The sequence below is a fragment of the Bacillus sp. BS3(2021) genome, from assembly GCF_021043345.1.
GTDB classification, from domain to species: domain Bacteria; phylum Bacillota; class Bacilli; order Bacillales; family Bacillaceae; genus Bacillus; species Bacillus paralicheniformis.
Window position 1 is genome coordinate 978,432 of sequence record NZ_JAJNDM010000001.1, and the last position, 14,250, is coordinate 992,681.

Annotated in this window: 18 protein-coding genes; 3 read left to right on the plus strand and 15 right to left on the minus strand. The window is 46.2% G+C overall.

Annotated features, from left to right (window positions below):
* Complete coding sequence (locus tag LQ247_RS04830; protein ID WP_144498842.1) at positions 1-390, plus strand: hotdog fold thioesterase; 390 nt, start codon at positions 1-3, stop codon at positions 388-390.
* Positions 391-426: 36 nt separating this feature from the next.
* Here the strand turns inward: LQ247_RS04830 and mnhG are convergent, their stop codons facing one another.
* The 7 genes from mnhG to LQ247_RS04865 are packed head-to-tail and all read right to left on the minus strand — an operon-like array spanning position 427 to position 6,193.
* Complete coding sequence (mnhG, locus tag LQ247_RS04835; protein WP_075751277.1) at positions 427-801, minus strand: monovalent cation/H(+) antiporter subunit G; 375 nt, start codon at positions 799-801, stop codon at positions 427-429.
* Entirely contained in the window at positions 785-1,069 is a 285-nt protein-coding gene (locus LQ247_RS04840) for a Na(+)/H(+) antiporter subunit F1 (protein WP_003184842.1), read from the minus strand. Before LQ247_RS04840 ends, mnhG begins: the two co-directional genes overlap by 17 nt.
* Entirely contained in the window at positions 1,069-1,545 is a 477-nt protein-coding gene (locus tag LQ247_RS04845; RefSeq protein ID WP_020452787.1) for a Na+/H+ antiporter subunit E, read from the minus strand. The genes LQ247_RS04840 and LQ247_RS04845 overlap by 1 nt, the downstream gene beginning before the upstream one ends.
* Before the next feature lie 5 nt (positions 1,546-1,550).
* The gene (locus LQ247_RS04850; RefSeq protein ID WP_026580052.1) at positions 1,551-3,029 is read right to left on the minus strand and encodes a Na+/H+ antiporter subunit D; all 1,479 of its coding nucleotides are present in this window, start codon (positions 3,027-3,029) and stop codon (positions 1,551-1,553) included.
* Positions 3,022-3,363 carry a Na(+)/H(+) antiporter subunit C gene (locus LQ247_RS04855; protein ID WP_020452785.1) on the minus strand — a complete coding sequence of 114 codons (342 nt, stop codon included), beginning with the start codon at positions 3,361-3,363 and terminating at the stop codon, positions 3,022-3,024. The genes LQ247_RS04850 and LQ247_RS04855 overlap by 8 nt, the downstream gene beginning before the upstream one ends.
* On the minus strand, positions 3,363-3,794 hold the full coding sequence (locus LQ247_RS04860; protein ID WP_003184834.1) for a Na(+)/H(+) antiporter subunit B: 432 nt from the start codon (positions 3,792-3,794) through the stop codon (positions 3,363-3,365). Before LQ247_RS04860 ends, LQ247_RS04855 begins: the two co-directional genes overlap by 1 nt.
* Complete coding sequence (locus tag LQ247_RS04865; protein ID WP_080131483.1) at positions 3,791-6,193, minus strand: Na+/H+ antiporter subunit A; 2,403 nt, start codon at positions 6,191-6,193, stop codon at positions 3,791-3,793. Before LQ247_RS04865 ends, LQ247_RS04860 begins: the two co-directional genes overlap by 4 nt.
* A gap of 245 nt (positions 6,194-6,438) precedes the next feature.
* Here LQ247_RS04865 and LQ247_RS04870 point away from each other — a divergent pair, with 245 nt between their 5' ends.
* On the plus strand, positions 6,439-6,672 hold the full coding sequence (locus LQ247_RS04870) for a hypothetical protein (RefSeq protein WP_023856150.1): 234 nt from the start codon (positions 6,439-6,441) through the stop codon (positions 6,670-6,672).
* 59 nt (positions 6,673-6,731) lie between these two features.
* Here LQ247_RS04870 and LQ247_RS04875 read toward each other — a convergent pair whose 3' ends face one another.
* The 7 genes from LQ247_RS04875 to malK form a co-directional block, all read right to left on the minus strand.
* On the minus strand, positions 6,732-8,075 hold the full coding sequence (locus tag LQ247_RS04875) for a 2-hydroxycarboxylate transporter family protein (protein WP_023856149.1): 1,344 nt from the start codon (positions 8,073-8,075) through the stop codon (positions 6,732-6,734).
* 272 nt (positions 8,076-8,347) lie between these two features.
* A complete protein-coding gene (locus LQ247_RS04880; RefSeq protein ID WP_231005629.1) occupies positions 8,348-9,139 on the minus strand; it encodes a phosphatidylserine decarboxylase in 792 nt (263 codons plus the stop codon).
* A 42-nt stretch (positions 9,140-9,181) separates the two neighbouring features.
* Complete coding sequence (locus tag LQ247_RS04885) at positions 9,182-9,664, minus strand: DedA family protein (RefSeq protein WP_020452781.1); 483 nt, start codon at positions 9,662-9,664, stop codon at positions 9,182-9,184.
* 6 nt (positions 9,665-9,670) lie between these two features.
* Positions 9,671-10,207: a CDP-diacylglycerol--serine O-phosphatidyltransferase gene (gene pssA / locus LQ247_RS04890; RefSeq protein WP_020452780.1), complete on the minus strand. Its 537-nt coding sequence runs from the start codon at positions 10,205-10,207 to the stop codon at positions 9,671-9,673.
* Between the two features lie 261 nt (positions 10,208-10,468).
* Positions 10,469-10,693, minus strand: coding sequence for a hypothetical protein (locus LQ247_RS04895; RefSeq protein ID WP_186438622.1), 225 nt, complete (start codon positions 10,691-10,693; stop codon positions 10,469-10,471).
* A gap of 49 nt (positions 10,694-10,742) precedes the next feature.
* Positions 10,743-11,450 (minus strand): response regulator, encoded by a 708-nt coding sequence (locus LQ247_RS04900; RefSeq protein WP_020452779.1) that lies wholly within the window; start codon positions 11,448-11,450, stop codon positions 10,743-10,745.
* On the minus strand, positions 11,443-13,044 hold the full coding sequence (gene malK, locus LQ247_RS04905; protein WP_231005631.1) for a malate sensor histidine kinase MalK: 1,602 nt from the start codon (positions 13,042-13,044) through the stop codon (positions 11,443-11,445). The genes LQ247_RS04900 and malK overlap by 8 nt, the downstream gene beginning before the upstream one ends.
* 186 nt (positions 13,045-13,230) lie before the next feature.
* Between malK and LQ247_RS04910 the strand changes: the two genes are divergently transcribed.
* Positions 13,231-13,788: a YufK family protein gene (locus LQ247_RS04910; RefSeq protein ID WP_231005632.1), complete on the plus strand. Its 558-nt coding sequence runs from the start codon at positions 13,231-13,233 to the stop codon at positions 13,786-13,788.
* Between the two features lie 50 nt (positions 13,789-13,838).
* On the opposite strand, the gene LQ247_RS04915 is transcribed toward LQ247_RS04910, so the two are convergent.
* Positions 13,839-14,237, minus strand: coding sequence for a thiol-disulfide oxidoreductase DCC family protein (locus LQ247_RS04915; protein ID WP_033155026.1), 399 nt, complete (start codon positions 14,235-14,237; stop codon positions 13,839-13,841).
* Positions 14,238-14,250: the final 13 nt, after the last annotated feature.

Sequence of the window (14,250 nt, forward strand, 5' to 3'; positions counted from 1 at the left end):
ATGGAAACGAAACATACACTTCTTGAAGCGTTGGGAATCGAGTTGAAGGAATGCAGCAAAGAGCGGTGTGTTGCGGTCATGCCTGTCGACGAAAGAACGCGTCAGCCATTCGGTTATCTGCATGGAGGTGCGTCCGTTGCGCTTGCTGAAACGGTGGCAAGCATCGGGGCATATCAGCATATCGATCCAAAAGAGCAGGCATGCTTCGGGCTTGAGATCAACGCCAACCATTTAAAATCGGTGAAAGACGGAACGGTTAAAGCGGTCGCAACGCCTCTGCATGTAGGGAAATCAACAATGGTGTTTCAAATTGAAATACGCGATGAGCAAGACAGCCTGATTTGCACGTCCAGGTGCACGATGGCGGTCATCAGCCGCCCTTCATCGTAAACCAAAAAAACTCGCCTTTTAGGGCGAGTTTTCTTTTTATAAATAGGAATCTTCCTTCTTTTTAATCAGAAAATTTCTGTAGCCTTCATAATCGTCCTGTACGCTTTTCTTTTCCATTTTTACGCCGGTGTTATAGGCGGCCCTTGCGATCAGGTGGGCGCCTACAGGAGACGTCAGAAATACAAAGACGATACCGAGCAGCACTTTGGCCGTAATGAAGCCGTGCAGAAACCAGAAGTAAAAGAATACGCCGAGCAGCACGCTGATGATCCCCAATGTCGCTCCTTTAGAAGCGGCGTGGATTCTTGAGTATACGTCAGGCAGACGCAGCGTTCCAAAGGAAGCGGCTAACGATATCAGTGCGCCAAGAAGGACCAAGACGGCGATAAGCAATTTAGCGGCTTCGATCATTTTCGATAATCTCTCCTTTCTCAAGGAATTTAGAAAATGCGACGGTGCCGATAAAGGCCAGAATACCGATCAAGAGGATGACCTCCAAATATGCTGTCGTATTTAACAAGATGGACACGAGAGCCGTAATTCCGATCAGGTTGATGCCGATCGCATCAAGCGCCACCACTCTGTCTGGGATGCTCGGCCCTTTAATGACCCTCAGGACATACAGAAAAGTGGAGACCGCCAAAATGCCGAGTGACAATTGCAAAATAAATTCAAACATCAGCGGCTTACCTCCTTAATGGCCTCTTCAAACGAAATGCGGATATCACTGATGGCTTTCTCAGCATCATCGATATCGACCGCATGAATATAAAGAATCGAACGGTCATCAGAGATATCAACAACCAATGTGCCCGGTGTCAGCGTAATCAGGTTCGCCAATGTCGTGATTTCCCAGTCCGCTTTAAGGTCTGTCTTGAAGGCAAAGATGCCGGGCTTATTTTTTAACCTTGGGGATAAGATCGTCTTTAATACGCTGACGTTTGCGAGAACGAGCTCTTTAATAAAAATAAACAGCAGTTTAATGATCGCCCAAATGTTAATCAAGTAAAAGCGGCGGCGGAAAAAACGCCTCATCAGAAAGAGCGAGAATAATCCGATCACATAACCGACGACAAGCCCGGCAGCGGTATAGTCATTGTTCAGAAACATCCAGCACAACGCAAGAATAAAGTTCAACAATATTTGTAATGCCATGCGATCTACTCCTTCAAAACGGCTTCAATATATTTTTCGGGGTTGACGAGCGTATCAGCCGCCTGATGGAAATACGGCGCGATAAGCTCGGTTCCGAGTCCGATGGCAAGCGACAGAAAGAGCAGTACCGCTGCCGGATACATGTAGCCTTTTAGCGGTCTTTTGGCCGGAGCATCTTCCTGTTCATCCCCCCAGAAGCCGTTGATAAATATTTTCATGACGGAATACAAGACGAGCAGACTGGATAAAAGCATCAGCAGCGTAATCACGAATTCACCGCTTAGAAAGCCGCCCTCTGCAATTTTCAGTTTGCCGATGAATCCGCTGAAAGGAGGGACCCCTGCCAATGAAACAGCTGAAATCATAAACATCCAGCCGAGCACCGGATGGTTTTTGATCAGGCCGCTCATTTTTTTCAGGTTGTTTGTCCCTGTCAGAGCAAACAGCGCTCCGCCAAGCATAAACAGCGCTCCTTTAATGATCATGTCATGAATCAGATAGTAGACAGATCCTTCGATCGAAGCCGGCGTATTGGCGGCGATACCGAATAAGATCACACCGACCGCAGTCACAATATTGTAGATAATGATTTTTTGAACATCCCAGTAGGCGATCGAGCCGATGACACCGAAGATGATCGTAAGGGCCGCAAGCCAGACCATTAATTGATGAGTAAAAGCCGCGTCTTGGGTGAAAATTAAAGTAAACACCCTTGTGATCGCGTACAGGCCGACTTTGGTCAGAAGTGCGCCAAACAGTGCGGACACAGCGGCAGGCGGCGCATAATAAGAACCAGGCATCCAGAAATACAGCGGGAAGATGCCGCCTTTTAAACCGAAGACGATCAAAAATAAAACAGCGATGACCGTGATCAGCCCGGTTTGGCCCGATTCACTGATCCGAACGCTCAAATCCGCCATGTTTAATGTGCCCGTCACCGCATATAAATAAGCGACTCCGATGACAAAGAGGGCGGAAGAGATAATGTTAAAGACGATGTACTTCAGAGATTCCCGCAGCTGGATCTTCGTGCCGCCAATGACGATCAGCACATACGAAGCCATCAGGAGAACCTCAAAAAATACGAACAGGTTAAACAAGTCCCCGGTCAAGAAAGCGCCGCTAACTCCGGCAAGCAGGAACTGGACCGCGGGATAATAAAAGAAACGCTCGCGTTTTTCGCCGATGGAGCGAAACGAATAAAGAACCGTCAGAAATCCGATAATGGCTGTCGTTAACGCCAGAAGGCTGGCGAATTGATCAGCGACAAGGCTGATCCCGAACGGCGGCTTCCACCCGCCGAGATACAAGGTCTGGATTCCGTCCGTATAGACGGTCTGCACAAGAACAGCGGCCGCCGCGATCGCCGCAATGGAAGATATGGCGCTGAATGCACGCATCAGCACGATCGACTTGTTCATAAAGATGAGCAGAACTGCGGCCATTAAAGGAATCAGTATTGGCAGAATTACAAGATTATTCATGTTGATCATTTCCCCTCATTTGATCCATATCATCCATTTTCAGCTCTTGGTAGGCGCGGAAAGCCATGACCAGGAGAAACGAGGTGACCCCGAAAGCAATGACGATCGCCGTTAAAATCAACGCCTGAGGGAGAGGGTCGACATAGGTTGACGACTCTTCATTTAAAATGGGGGGCGCTCCTTTTTTTAACCCTCCCATTGTCAGCAGAAGCAGGTGGACGCCATGGCTGAGAACGGCAGTTCCGATAATCACCCTCAGAAGGCTTTTTGAAAGCAAGAGATATGTCGCCGCCATAAACAAAATTCCTACAATAAAAGACATTAAAATCTCCATTATTCTCTCTCCCCAATCGTCTGAATAATGGTCATGGTCACGCCGACCACTACGAGATAAACCCCGATATCAAACAATACCGCGGTGGCAAGCTCCGTTTTCCCCAAGAGCGGAAGGTTAAAGTAATCAAACGCGTGGGAAAGAAACTGAGCGCCGAATAAAAATGAGCCGATTCCGGTGGAAACGGAAATGAATAAGCCGACGGCCGCCACATAGATAAAGTTGACGGGCAAAATGTTCTGCACCGTTTTTAAATCATAGGCAAGCAGCAGAAGGACGAGCGAAGACGCCGTCATCAATCCGCCGATAAAACCGCCGCCCGGGTTATTATGGCCGGCAAAAAACAGATGGAAAGAAAAGAGCAGAATGATAAAGGATGCAATCTTTGTAACGGTTTGCAGGATCACATCATTCGTCTGAACCTTTTTCAATGCTCTTCCCCTCCTTTCCCCATTCTGAGCCTGATCATGCCGTATATTCCTAAAGCGGCTATGACAAGTACAGTAATTTCAAACAATGTATCAAATCCCCTGAAGTCGACCAATATCACGTTGACGATATTGTGGCCGCCTGCGAGTTTATAGCTGTTTTCAATAAAATACGATGCAATGCTTTCAAGGGAGCGCTGGCTGTTTGCAGAAAGTGCGAGCAGCGTCACAACAGTTCCGACTCCGACCGAGACAAGCGCATTTGTTAACCTGAACTTAGCCGACTTCGGCTTGAATCTGAGCTTCGGCAAATGATAGAAGCAAAGCAGGAACAATGCGACTGAAATCGTTTCGATAATCAGCTGCGTCAGCGCGAGATCCGGCGCTCTGAAAATGACGAAGAACAGCGCAAGCGTGTAGCCGATGACGCCGAGCCCGATAATCGCCGTCAGTCTTGATCTTGCGAAAACGGTGGTAAATGTTGCGGCAATCATGACGGCTGACAGAACAAGCTCATAGATGCCGATTGAAGCATTGCCTTTCACATCGTATGAAAAGCCTCCGGTAACAACGAGCGATCCGCCGATGATCACGATAAAGAAGACAAAAACATAGACGAGATAATCGCGAAGAAACCCGGTCATATACGTTCTTGTAATCTTGTTGGAGCCTTTTTCAAGCCCAGACAACGAGCTGTCGTACAGTTTGTTGAGCGTCAGTTTTTCCGGGAAGAGGCCGTAGACCTTCCGCCATTTTGACAAGGTCAAATAGGCGAGAACGCCGAGAGCAACGACGCCGATTGTCATGTAGAGTTCAGATGAAAAGCCGTGCCACATGTAAATATGAACCTTGAATTTTTCGTCTCCGTCCAAAAGGGTCGGCATAATCGACGATGCAGCCGGTTCAATGATGCTGTATGACAGAATGTTCGGGAAAAAGAAAAAAATCACCACGAGAGAGACGAGGACAATCGGCGAAATCAGCATGCCGAGTGGAGCCTCATGCGCTTGTTTTTCAAGTTTTTCAGGCTGATATTTCCCCCCGAACGTTTTAAACAGCAGAACCATGCAGTAAATGAACGTAAACACGCTTCCGATCCAAGCCAGAACAGGAAGCACAAAACTCCATGTGTCGGCGTTATACAAATTAAAATCCGTAATCCTGAGCATGCTGGTGAAAAACATTTCCTTGCTCAAAAAGCCGTTGAACGGCGGCAAACCAGCCATTGAAAACGCGCCGATCAGCGTAATCGTAAACGTAATCGGCATGATCGTCATCAGACCGCCGAGCTTGCGGATATCCCTCGTTCCCGTTTCATGATCGATGATTCCGACCGCCATGAACAGGCTGCCTTTGAATGTCGCATGGTTGATCAGGTGAAAAACGGCAGCGATCACTGCAACCATATAGTATTCAAAATTTTGATAGTGCAGAGCTGCGGCTCCGACGCCGAGCATCGACATGATCATTCCGAGCTGGCTGACCGTAGAAAAGGCAAGTATCGCTTTCAGATCAGTCTGCTTGACGGCGTTGAACGAACCCCAGAAAAGCGTGACAATCCCCGTGAGGGACACGATCCAAAACCATTCCCCGGAAAAAGCGAACACAGGGGTGAATCTTGCAACGATATAAATTCCCGCTTTTACCATCGTGGCGGAGTGCAGGTAAGCACTTACAGGCGTTGGTGCTTCCATCGCGTCAGGAAGCCAGATGTAAAAAGGGAACTGCGCAGATTTAGTGAAGGCTCCGATTAACACCAGCACGAGAGCCGGAATGAAAAAGCCGTGGCCCGAAATTAAATCAACTTGGTTGATCATTTCTCTAATCGAGAATGAACCCGTAATCGTGTAAAGAAGAATGAAGCCTCCAAGCATGGAAAGACCGCCGAAAATGGTGATAAGCATCGATTTTGTCGCGCCGTATCTTGATTTTTCCCGCTTGTACCAATAGCCGATGAGCAAAAAAGACGATATGCTGGTCAATTCCCAAAATAAATAAAGTACAATGACGTTATCAACGAGAACAACGCCGAGCATTGCCCCCATGAACATGAGCAGATAAACGTAAAACGGTCCGAGCTGCTCTCTTTCTTTAGATAGATAATAGATGCTGTAAAGGACAACCAAAGACCCTATCCCTGTAATCAGAAGGGCGAATAGCAATCCGAGTCCGTCAACGTATGCGGTAAAGTTAATGCCAAAGGACGGAATCCATTCCAGTACAGCCTTTAATGTTCCGCCATCCGCCGTCATTTTGATCATGCGGAAAAAATAAATAAATAATAGAACAGGAAGAACCAGGACAAACCAGCCTGTATGAATCTTTCTGACGTTTTTCGCCAATAGCGGAATCAAAAAGGCGAGTGCAAAAGGCGATAAAATTGCAATATGTAAAGCCGTCATATTAACCTCCCTTTAAGGTAGCATGTATAAATACATTCTGTTCCATACTAAAATTTTCAAACGTTATGTACTTTTTTAGAACTGGTGACCTAGACAAATTATAACTCAAATTTTAATCGGCTGCATGATCTCATGATAACCGCGGTTTATGCGGTCTTATGAACCTGAAAACAATTTTAACAAAAAATGCGGCATTTGTATAATGGAAAGTTTTTTTGAACAAGATGAATTTGAGGTGATGAAAGATGAGAAGGAAAGCTTTTATCAGCTTAAGTTTATTTTGTTCGCTTTTTGCGGGAGCGTTTATGATCAACAGGGAAATGACGCGTGAACAGACTCCGGGGATAGGAACGGACGAAGGCCCTCAATATCACGGGGATTATACGCCGCTTCAGACGGGAGCGGAAGATCAGTCCTTAACGGGAAAAGAAAGAGCTCCCTTTAAACCGAGAGAATATATCAGAGTTGAGAAACGCTGAAAACAAAAAAGGAATCCGATCGTATAGATCAGACTCCTTTTTGTTTTTTTATGCGGCCCTTACGAGGTGAAGAACCTTAGTAAAACGGTCGCCATAATGACGGTTGCTGCCCCGCCGAGACGCGTTGAGATTTGCGCAAACGGCATCAGCCCCATCCGGCCTGAAGCCGAAAGAATAGCCACGTCCCCCGTACCGCCGAGACCGCTGTGACAGCCGGTGACAATCGCTGATTCAACAGGGTACATGTTCATTAATTTGCCGACAAAGTAGCCTGATGTCACCATGGCAATGACGACTGAAGCGCAGACGGCGATGAAGCGCAGGGAAATAACGGACGCCACATCATCAAGCGGGATGTAAAGAATGCCGAGCCCGACCATCAGCGGCCAAGTGAAGCTTGATGACATGAATTTGTAAAGCTGGTGTGCGCCTTTTTCCATGCTTGCAGGCAGAAGCTTTGCATATTTTACGGCAGCCGCCGCGATGATCATCAGGATCGCTCCCGGAATTGCGATGAACTTGGAGACCAAACCGCCGAAAATAAAGAAGGAACATGCGATTAAAACGCCGGCACCCATTAATTTCAAATCGATTTTCGGCTCCTCTTCTTTTTGGTTGAAAATTTCATCGTCTTTTTTCGATTTGACGAGCCTGCCGTTACCATTCAGCTCAGGCCGCTTTTCGCCAAGCTTTTTCATCAGTCCGGCTGAGATGATGGCAACGACGTTTCCGATAATAGCGGCCGGAATGAGCTGTGAAACAAATACATCTGTGGATTGTCCCAAAATTTGCGAGTAAGCGAGTGACAGTGGCAGGATTCCTTCGCCGATGCCTCCGGCAATAATCGGTACAATAATAAAGAAGAAAGCTTCATAAGGGCTGTAGCCAAACAACAGACCGACGAGAATACCGGCGGCAACCGCTGCGACCGTCCCGGCCAACAACGGAACGAACATTCTCATAAAACCTTGAATCAGAACCGTGCGATGCATTCCTAAAATACTTCCCGCGACTAAACATGCGATGTAAAAATACAGAAAATTCGACGTTTTCATCAAAGTCGTAACCGCTTCCATAGATGCGGGGTTAAGCACTTTGAAAAAGACTAAAAACGAAGGAACAAACAGCGAGAGAATGGCAGGTCCGCCGATATCTTTTAAAATCGGAATGCGCTGTCCAACATCCCCGAGAATAATACCGAGAATCATAATGATCGCGAAACCGCCAAGCATGTCATTCGGCAATTCGTTATAGTAAGCTGCTAGAAAAATAATCAGCGCAAGCGCAATGTATAGCGGAAACGGAATCACGCCGATTTTCCAATTGATCAACTTCTGGAAAAAATTTTTATTTTCTTTATGACCGTGATTTGTAATCGGTTTCAAATCTTTTGCTGCTTCCATCAAAAACACCCCCATGTTTGTATGTGTTCAATTGTAGAAGAAAAGTGTCAATTCTGTGCGTTTTTTAAATTAAAATAATCGATTGATAATTAAATTAAAGCGAAAAAGAGCGGGAAAAGAGGAGGAATCTGCTTGATTTTGATCAATTTATAGGTCTTTTGGTTTATTAGGGAGTCGTATCCAGGTAAAAAAGGGAATTCCCTGTCCGGGGAGAAAGCTTTTTTAAAGCAGCAATTTAAAAAACCCCCGAAGCTGTTTTCGGGGGCTTTGCATTATGATTTTCTTTTGACAAGAGCTCCTAACGCCTCTCCCATTTTCACTTGAAGAGAGGGGTGAAGGCGCTCATCAGGAATAAAGGTATCCTTTTCAAACAGCAGGATAACGGTCGAGCCGAAAGAGAAATATGCGATTTCGTCGCCTTGACGCCATTCTTTTGACTCCTCGAGCATCACGATCGAGTTAATATACATCGCCCCGACCTTCACAAGCAGGGCGGACCCATATTGATGCTTAAATTCGGAAATCATCCGGTAGTTTTTTGTCAGCGGCGATTTTCCGTAGGTCAAACCGATTTGATTCACGGGGTAAGACGTGCTTCCCAGCGAATATTGCGTTTCAAGTGTACCGTCAGCCGGGCTGTGAATTCTGTGGTAGTCCCTCGGGCTTAAATAGATGATGATATAGGTTCCACCGATATAGCGGTTCACGATCTCGGATCGCCCGATCATTTCTTCTACGGAATAGAGCTTTTTTTTGACGGTAAATTGCTTGTCGCGCGTGATGGCGCCCATTTCTTCGATGACTCCGTCCACAGGGCTGACCAGGCTGTTTGGTTCAGCGGGAAGGGGGCGTGCACCGCTCTTTAATTTTCTGATGAACAGCTCGTGCAGGCTGTTAAAAGAGCGGACATCTTCCTGCATCTCTTCTGTATTGATATGAAAGGTTTTGATATAGGAGGGGATGAGAGGTTTGCTGAGCTTTGACTGAGCAAACTTTTTCAGCATCCGGGACACGCCCTTTTTATTCGTCAACTCGATCAAAAACCGGTAAAGCCGCTTTTTCAAGCTGTTCACTCCTTTACTGATCACACGGGATGCAAGCGGTATTTAAATCACGCCGATTGTGTATCCGATCGTAATAAAAACGAGACACCAAATAAAAGCCCCTGATCCGGCATAAATCAGGAACCTTTTCATGTCCATCTCGTTCATGCCGGACAGATAGCATGTCACATGGCGGATTCCGGGAACAAAGTAGCCGAAAAGAATCGTCCACGGGCCGTATTTTTCAAACCAGCGGTGCACGGTGTCCAGTCTTTTCGGCGTCAGACCGATCCATTTCCCGAACTTATCGAGCAGCGGTTTACCGATTTTCTTCCCTAGAAAGTAACTGATGAGCATCCCTGATACCGCACCTGAAAAGCTGATCAAAAGAGACAGCTCATAGTTTAATAGATGAATAGAAGACAGATAACCGACAAATGTCATCATGACTTCATCGGGTATCGGCAGGCCTACAATTCCGAGAACAAGCATCCCGAATATCGCAAAATACCCGTATTGGGAAATCAATTCTTTTGCCAACTCCATGAAAAACTAGCTCACTTTCTTCAATAGTTTTTTCCCCTTCAGGCTGATGACTTTGATTTTGCTGACCATGAGAAAGGACAGGAACAGCATAATCAAAATGTACGGCTTTTTGCCAAGGATCTCTGATAAAAGGTTTAAGCAAACCAGAATTGTTCCGGCTGCGGTGATCGGAAGGCCTGTAAAATAATCCTGGTTCTCTGATTGAATATTAAATCGCGCCAGCCGAAGCGCTCCGCAAACAGGGAATAACAATGTCGAAGGAAGGCCTAAGATCGGTGCATCATAAAAAACGATTGAATAGGTGATGATGGCCGGGGCGACTCCGAAAGTGATAATATCAGACAAAGAATCCAATTCTTTTCCAAACGGGCTGACGGCATTTAATCTGCGCGCGGCCATGCCGTCAAGGCTGTCCAAGATAGCGCCGATCAGAACAAATATAATGGCTAAGAATAAATACCCTCTGAATGCAAGCAATATTGAAGAGATGCCCGAAACAAAGTTTCCAATCGTAATTAAAGAAGGTATGACTGATTTATTCAATGTTTTCGCATCCTTTAAATAAAAACGTTTTATATAGAAATTAAACAATATTAAATTGTATACGATTTGCTTCCTGTCTGCAATAAAATTCCTGAAATGATTGATAACCAGACTTTTTCATCATACCATAAAAGTGGTAAAGACACTGGCGGCGTCAAAAAAATTTATATTTTGTTAAGGTAACAAAAAAATGAATAAGAGAGCAGACGCTCTCTTATTCTATCGTTCGGTTCGCGTTTTCCTTTAATATAAGCCGATATATCAGGCCAGCGCGGGAATCGTCAAACGCAAGGCGAAATCAGCATCAGACGCTTGGTATTTCTTTAAAGAAGGGAAGCGTGGACCCGATGCTGTTGATAGCTTTGAGCGAAGCCGAAGAACAGAGCGGATTCGATCGAGTTCCATTTTCCGAACCCTAAGCGCAGCGAGCGCGATAAATCCTTGTCCGGTAACGGCGGCATGCGAGAAGTCAAGCGTGACCGTCACAAAAAAACGCCCGCTGTCTTTAGGAAGCAGCGGGCGGGGAGGGGACATGTTATAGATATTGGTTAATCACGTTCAAGTCATTTGTATTTAATTTATATTGGAAAACCGGTCTGCCGATCGTGCCGTAGGCCATTTCTACGTTGAGAACTTCGATTTCCTCCAGAAACTTCAAGTATTTGCGAATTGAAACTTGAGAGATTTCCGTGTGATTGGCCAAATCTTCTGTTGTGAACGTCAAGCTGTCAAACGATCTGATGCTTGACCAAATGAGATTCAGCGTGCTTTTGGTCAGCCCTTTTGGCAAATGCATCTTTTCGGGTGCGCGTTTTTTTTGAAAAAGTTCGAAATCCAGCTCTTTTTGGCTGATATTCCGGTTGCTTGCATAAAGCTGCTGCTTCCGTTTGTAATCGGTTAGGGCGCTTTGAAACCGCTCAAATTCGAACGGCTTGATTAAGTAATCGACAGCCCCGTACCGCAGCGTTTTTTGAACAACATCCATTTCACTGGCCGCTGAGATGACGATCACGTCGACAGCTTGATTCTGGCGTCTGATCTCAGTGAGCAGCTCGACGCCGTTCCTGCCCGGCATATAAATATCGAGCAGGATCAGATCGATGTGCTCTTCCCTGAGGAAGGTGAGAGCCTCTTGAAAAGAAGCGGCAATTCCCTTCAGCTGAAATCCCTCTACCTGGCTGAGGTAACGTTTATTCAGCTCTCTTACCATCGGGTCATCTTCAACAATTAATACATCAATCATGGTCATCCTCCTTTGGTTCATACGGAATGCGGAGACTGAATGTCGTTCCTTCATTCTTTTCGCTTGTCACGATGATATGTCCATTTAAATTTTCAAGGCTTTGTTCGACGAAATAAAGCCCGAACCCCCGGTTGGAGCCCTTTGTTGAAAAGCCTTGATCAAACATTTTCTGCTGTTCCTCCTTGGATATGCCGACTCCCGTATCCGTGACTTCAATATCAAGCTGTCCGTCATGGTGGCGGAATGAAATCGAGATATTTTTCTTATCAGTTGAGGAAACGGCATCCAGGGCATTGTTGAGAAGGTTCCCGATAACGGTGATTAAATCGTGTATCACCGCTGTGTTGGCTGTATCCGGAATCCTCGTGCTGCAATGAACCTCCAGCGAGGCCCCCTGTTCCCGGATATAGCTCTGCTTGCCGAGCAAAAAGCCGGCGAGCACCGAGTTTTTAATATGGTTGATAATTTCGCTCGCTTCAGACTGCTGATAGATCGCAATGTCTTTTATATAGTTTCCAAGCTCGTCGTAGTTCTTTAATTGAACGAGACCGAGAATCACGTGGAGCTTGTTCATAAACTCGTGCGACTGCGCCCTGAGCGCGTTTGCGTACATTTTAACACCGGACAGCTGCTCAGCTAAGTGCTTCACTTCGGTTTTGTCGCGGAATGTGGCAATCGCTCCGACGATGTTTCCCTTTTTTAAGTGGATCGGAACTTCATTAAAGACAAGTTCTAGCCCGTTGATTCTAACGTCGCGGTCCAGAACGGGCTTCTGAGTATCGATCACTTGTTTCAGGCGGTTGTTTGGCAAGATGTCGGTGACATCCCGGTCGATCGGATTCTCTTCGATCCCCATTTTATGAAACAGGCGCTTCGCTTCCGCGTTGGCGAGCTTGATTTTTCCTGTTCGGTCAACGGCGAGTATCCCTTCTTTTGTCGATTCAAGCATCGCGCTTCGTTCATTCAAAAGCGTTGCAATTTCATACGGTTCCATACCGAACATAATCGTTTTTACTTTCCTCGCCACGATGACAGCTCCGATGATTCCGGCGAAGATGCTGAGGACGATAACCGTATATAAAGGGCGGAGATTTTGCTGGGTGATCTGCTCAATCTCGTTAAGGGTGATTCCGACCGCTACCGCTCCGACCTGGCTGCCCGTTTTATTATAAATGGGAACAAAAGCCCTCAGTGATTCACCGAGCGTGCCTTTTGCCGTACTAATGTGGCGGCGGCCTTTCAGCACTTCTTTTTCGTCCCCGCCGGCAAATTTCTTTCCGATTTTATTCGGATCCGGGTGGGTTTTACGGATGCTGTTCATATCCATGACAACGACGAATTCAGTCTCGGTGATTTTTTGAACGCGGGCGGTGTATGTTCGGAGCTCATCGTATTCGCCGCTTTCCAGCGATTGCGCCGTAATCGGAGCTTCGGCGACCATCTCCGCCGTCTGCAGGGCAATCTGCTGCTCCTGCTCCCGAATGTTCCTTGCGGTCTCGGACCCGACCATAAAAAACGCGATCAATAAAGAAATCAAAACGACGACGCAGACAAATATCGTTAATCGTGTCTGCAGTTTTAATGTTTTTTTCAACGGCGATTCCTCGCGATCTATTGATTAGTCAACACATAATACTTTACAAGTAAATGGCGAATTTGTGAAGAATCCTGCCCCTTTCTGCCGCGAACAGCAGAAATTAAAAATATGGAAAATATTCTTGTCAACAGGTCCTAAGTCGTACATAATGAATGAGGAACATATCAGAAAGGGACTTTTTTTATGAAAAATACGTATGTAACAGGCTTTTTTCCTTTTATCGCAATTCTTCTTTTCAGTTCATCTCTTGCGATTTCTTCCGTTATCTATGCCATGGGGATACTGTCTTCTCTCGGCATTTACAAAGGAATGCTCGAATTTTTCTCTGAGAGCGGCATCCGGATGGCTTTGTTTGCTGTGTTTACGCTGATTTTTTTCATGGTATTTTCCGCTTTGAAGCTGATTGCCAATACAGTGACAGAGCTTGCCCTCTTATTTTTCGCCAAAGATCCTGAAGGAGCGAACCTGAGGAAAATCAGGGTCGGTTCTGCCGTGTATCTGGGAGCAAGCCTTTTATCCTTTATTTTTGTCCAATATACCGCTGGAATTGCAGCGCTTTTTTTACTCGCAACACTCGTATATTTAATTTTTATCGTTTATGCGATCCACAGCACGCTTTCATTTATGTCATTAATCGGCTTTATTATGTTTGAGCTGCTGTTTTGGTTTACGTTTTTAATCGGCACGGTGTATATCGTCATCAAGCTATATAACAGCGTCATGGCGAGCCTGCCCGTTTGAGCCATGCAAAAAACCGGAGCGCGGACGTTTGTCCGGCGGCTCCGGTTTTTTTATGACAAAAATCGTTTTCTGATCTCAGGACCGGGAATGGTGCACTCGCTTTTTTGCCCAAACCATTTGTAACGGTTTTTCGCAATCACGCTGTAGATGGCGTCCCGTAGCGGTCTGGGAATGATCAAGAGGGCGGAAGCGGCCCGCCAAAGACCAGGAAGGCTTTTCACCACATGCAAGGCCGCGGTTGATTTCTGATATACCCGTCCGTTTTCGATCAAAATAAAGCTGTCAAAATGATCGGAGGGGAGCTGATATTGCTTGAGCAGCTTCCCCCCGGCATCAGATTGCAGGGAAGCGAATGAAAATAAGCCTTCTGGATCATGCTTGATGATGAATTGAACGGCTCCGTCGCAAAAGTTGCACACGCCGTCAAACAGAACGATTCGCTCAGGCATATCAGCCACTTTC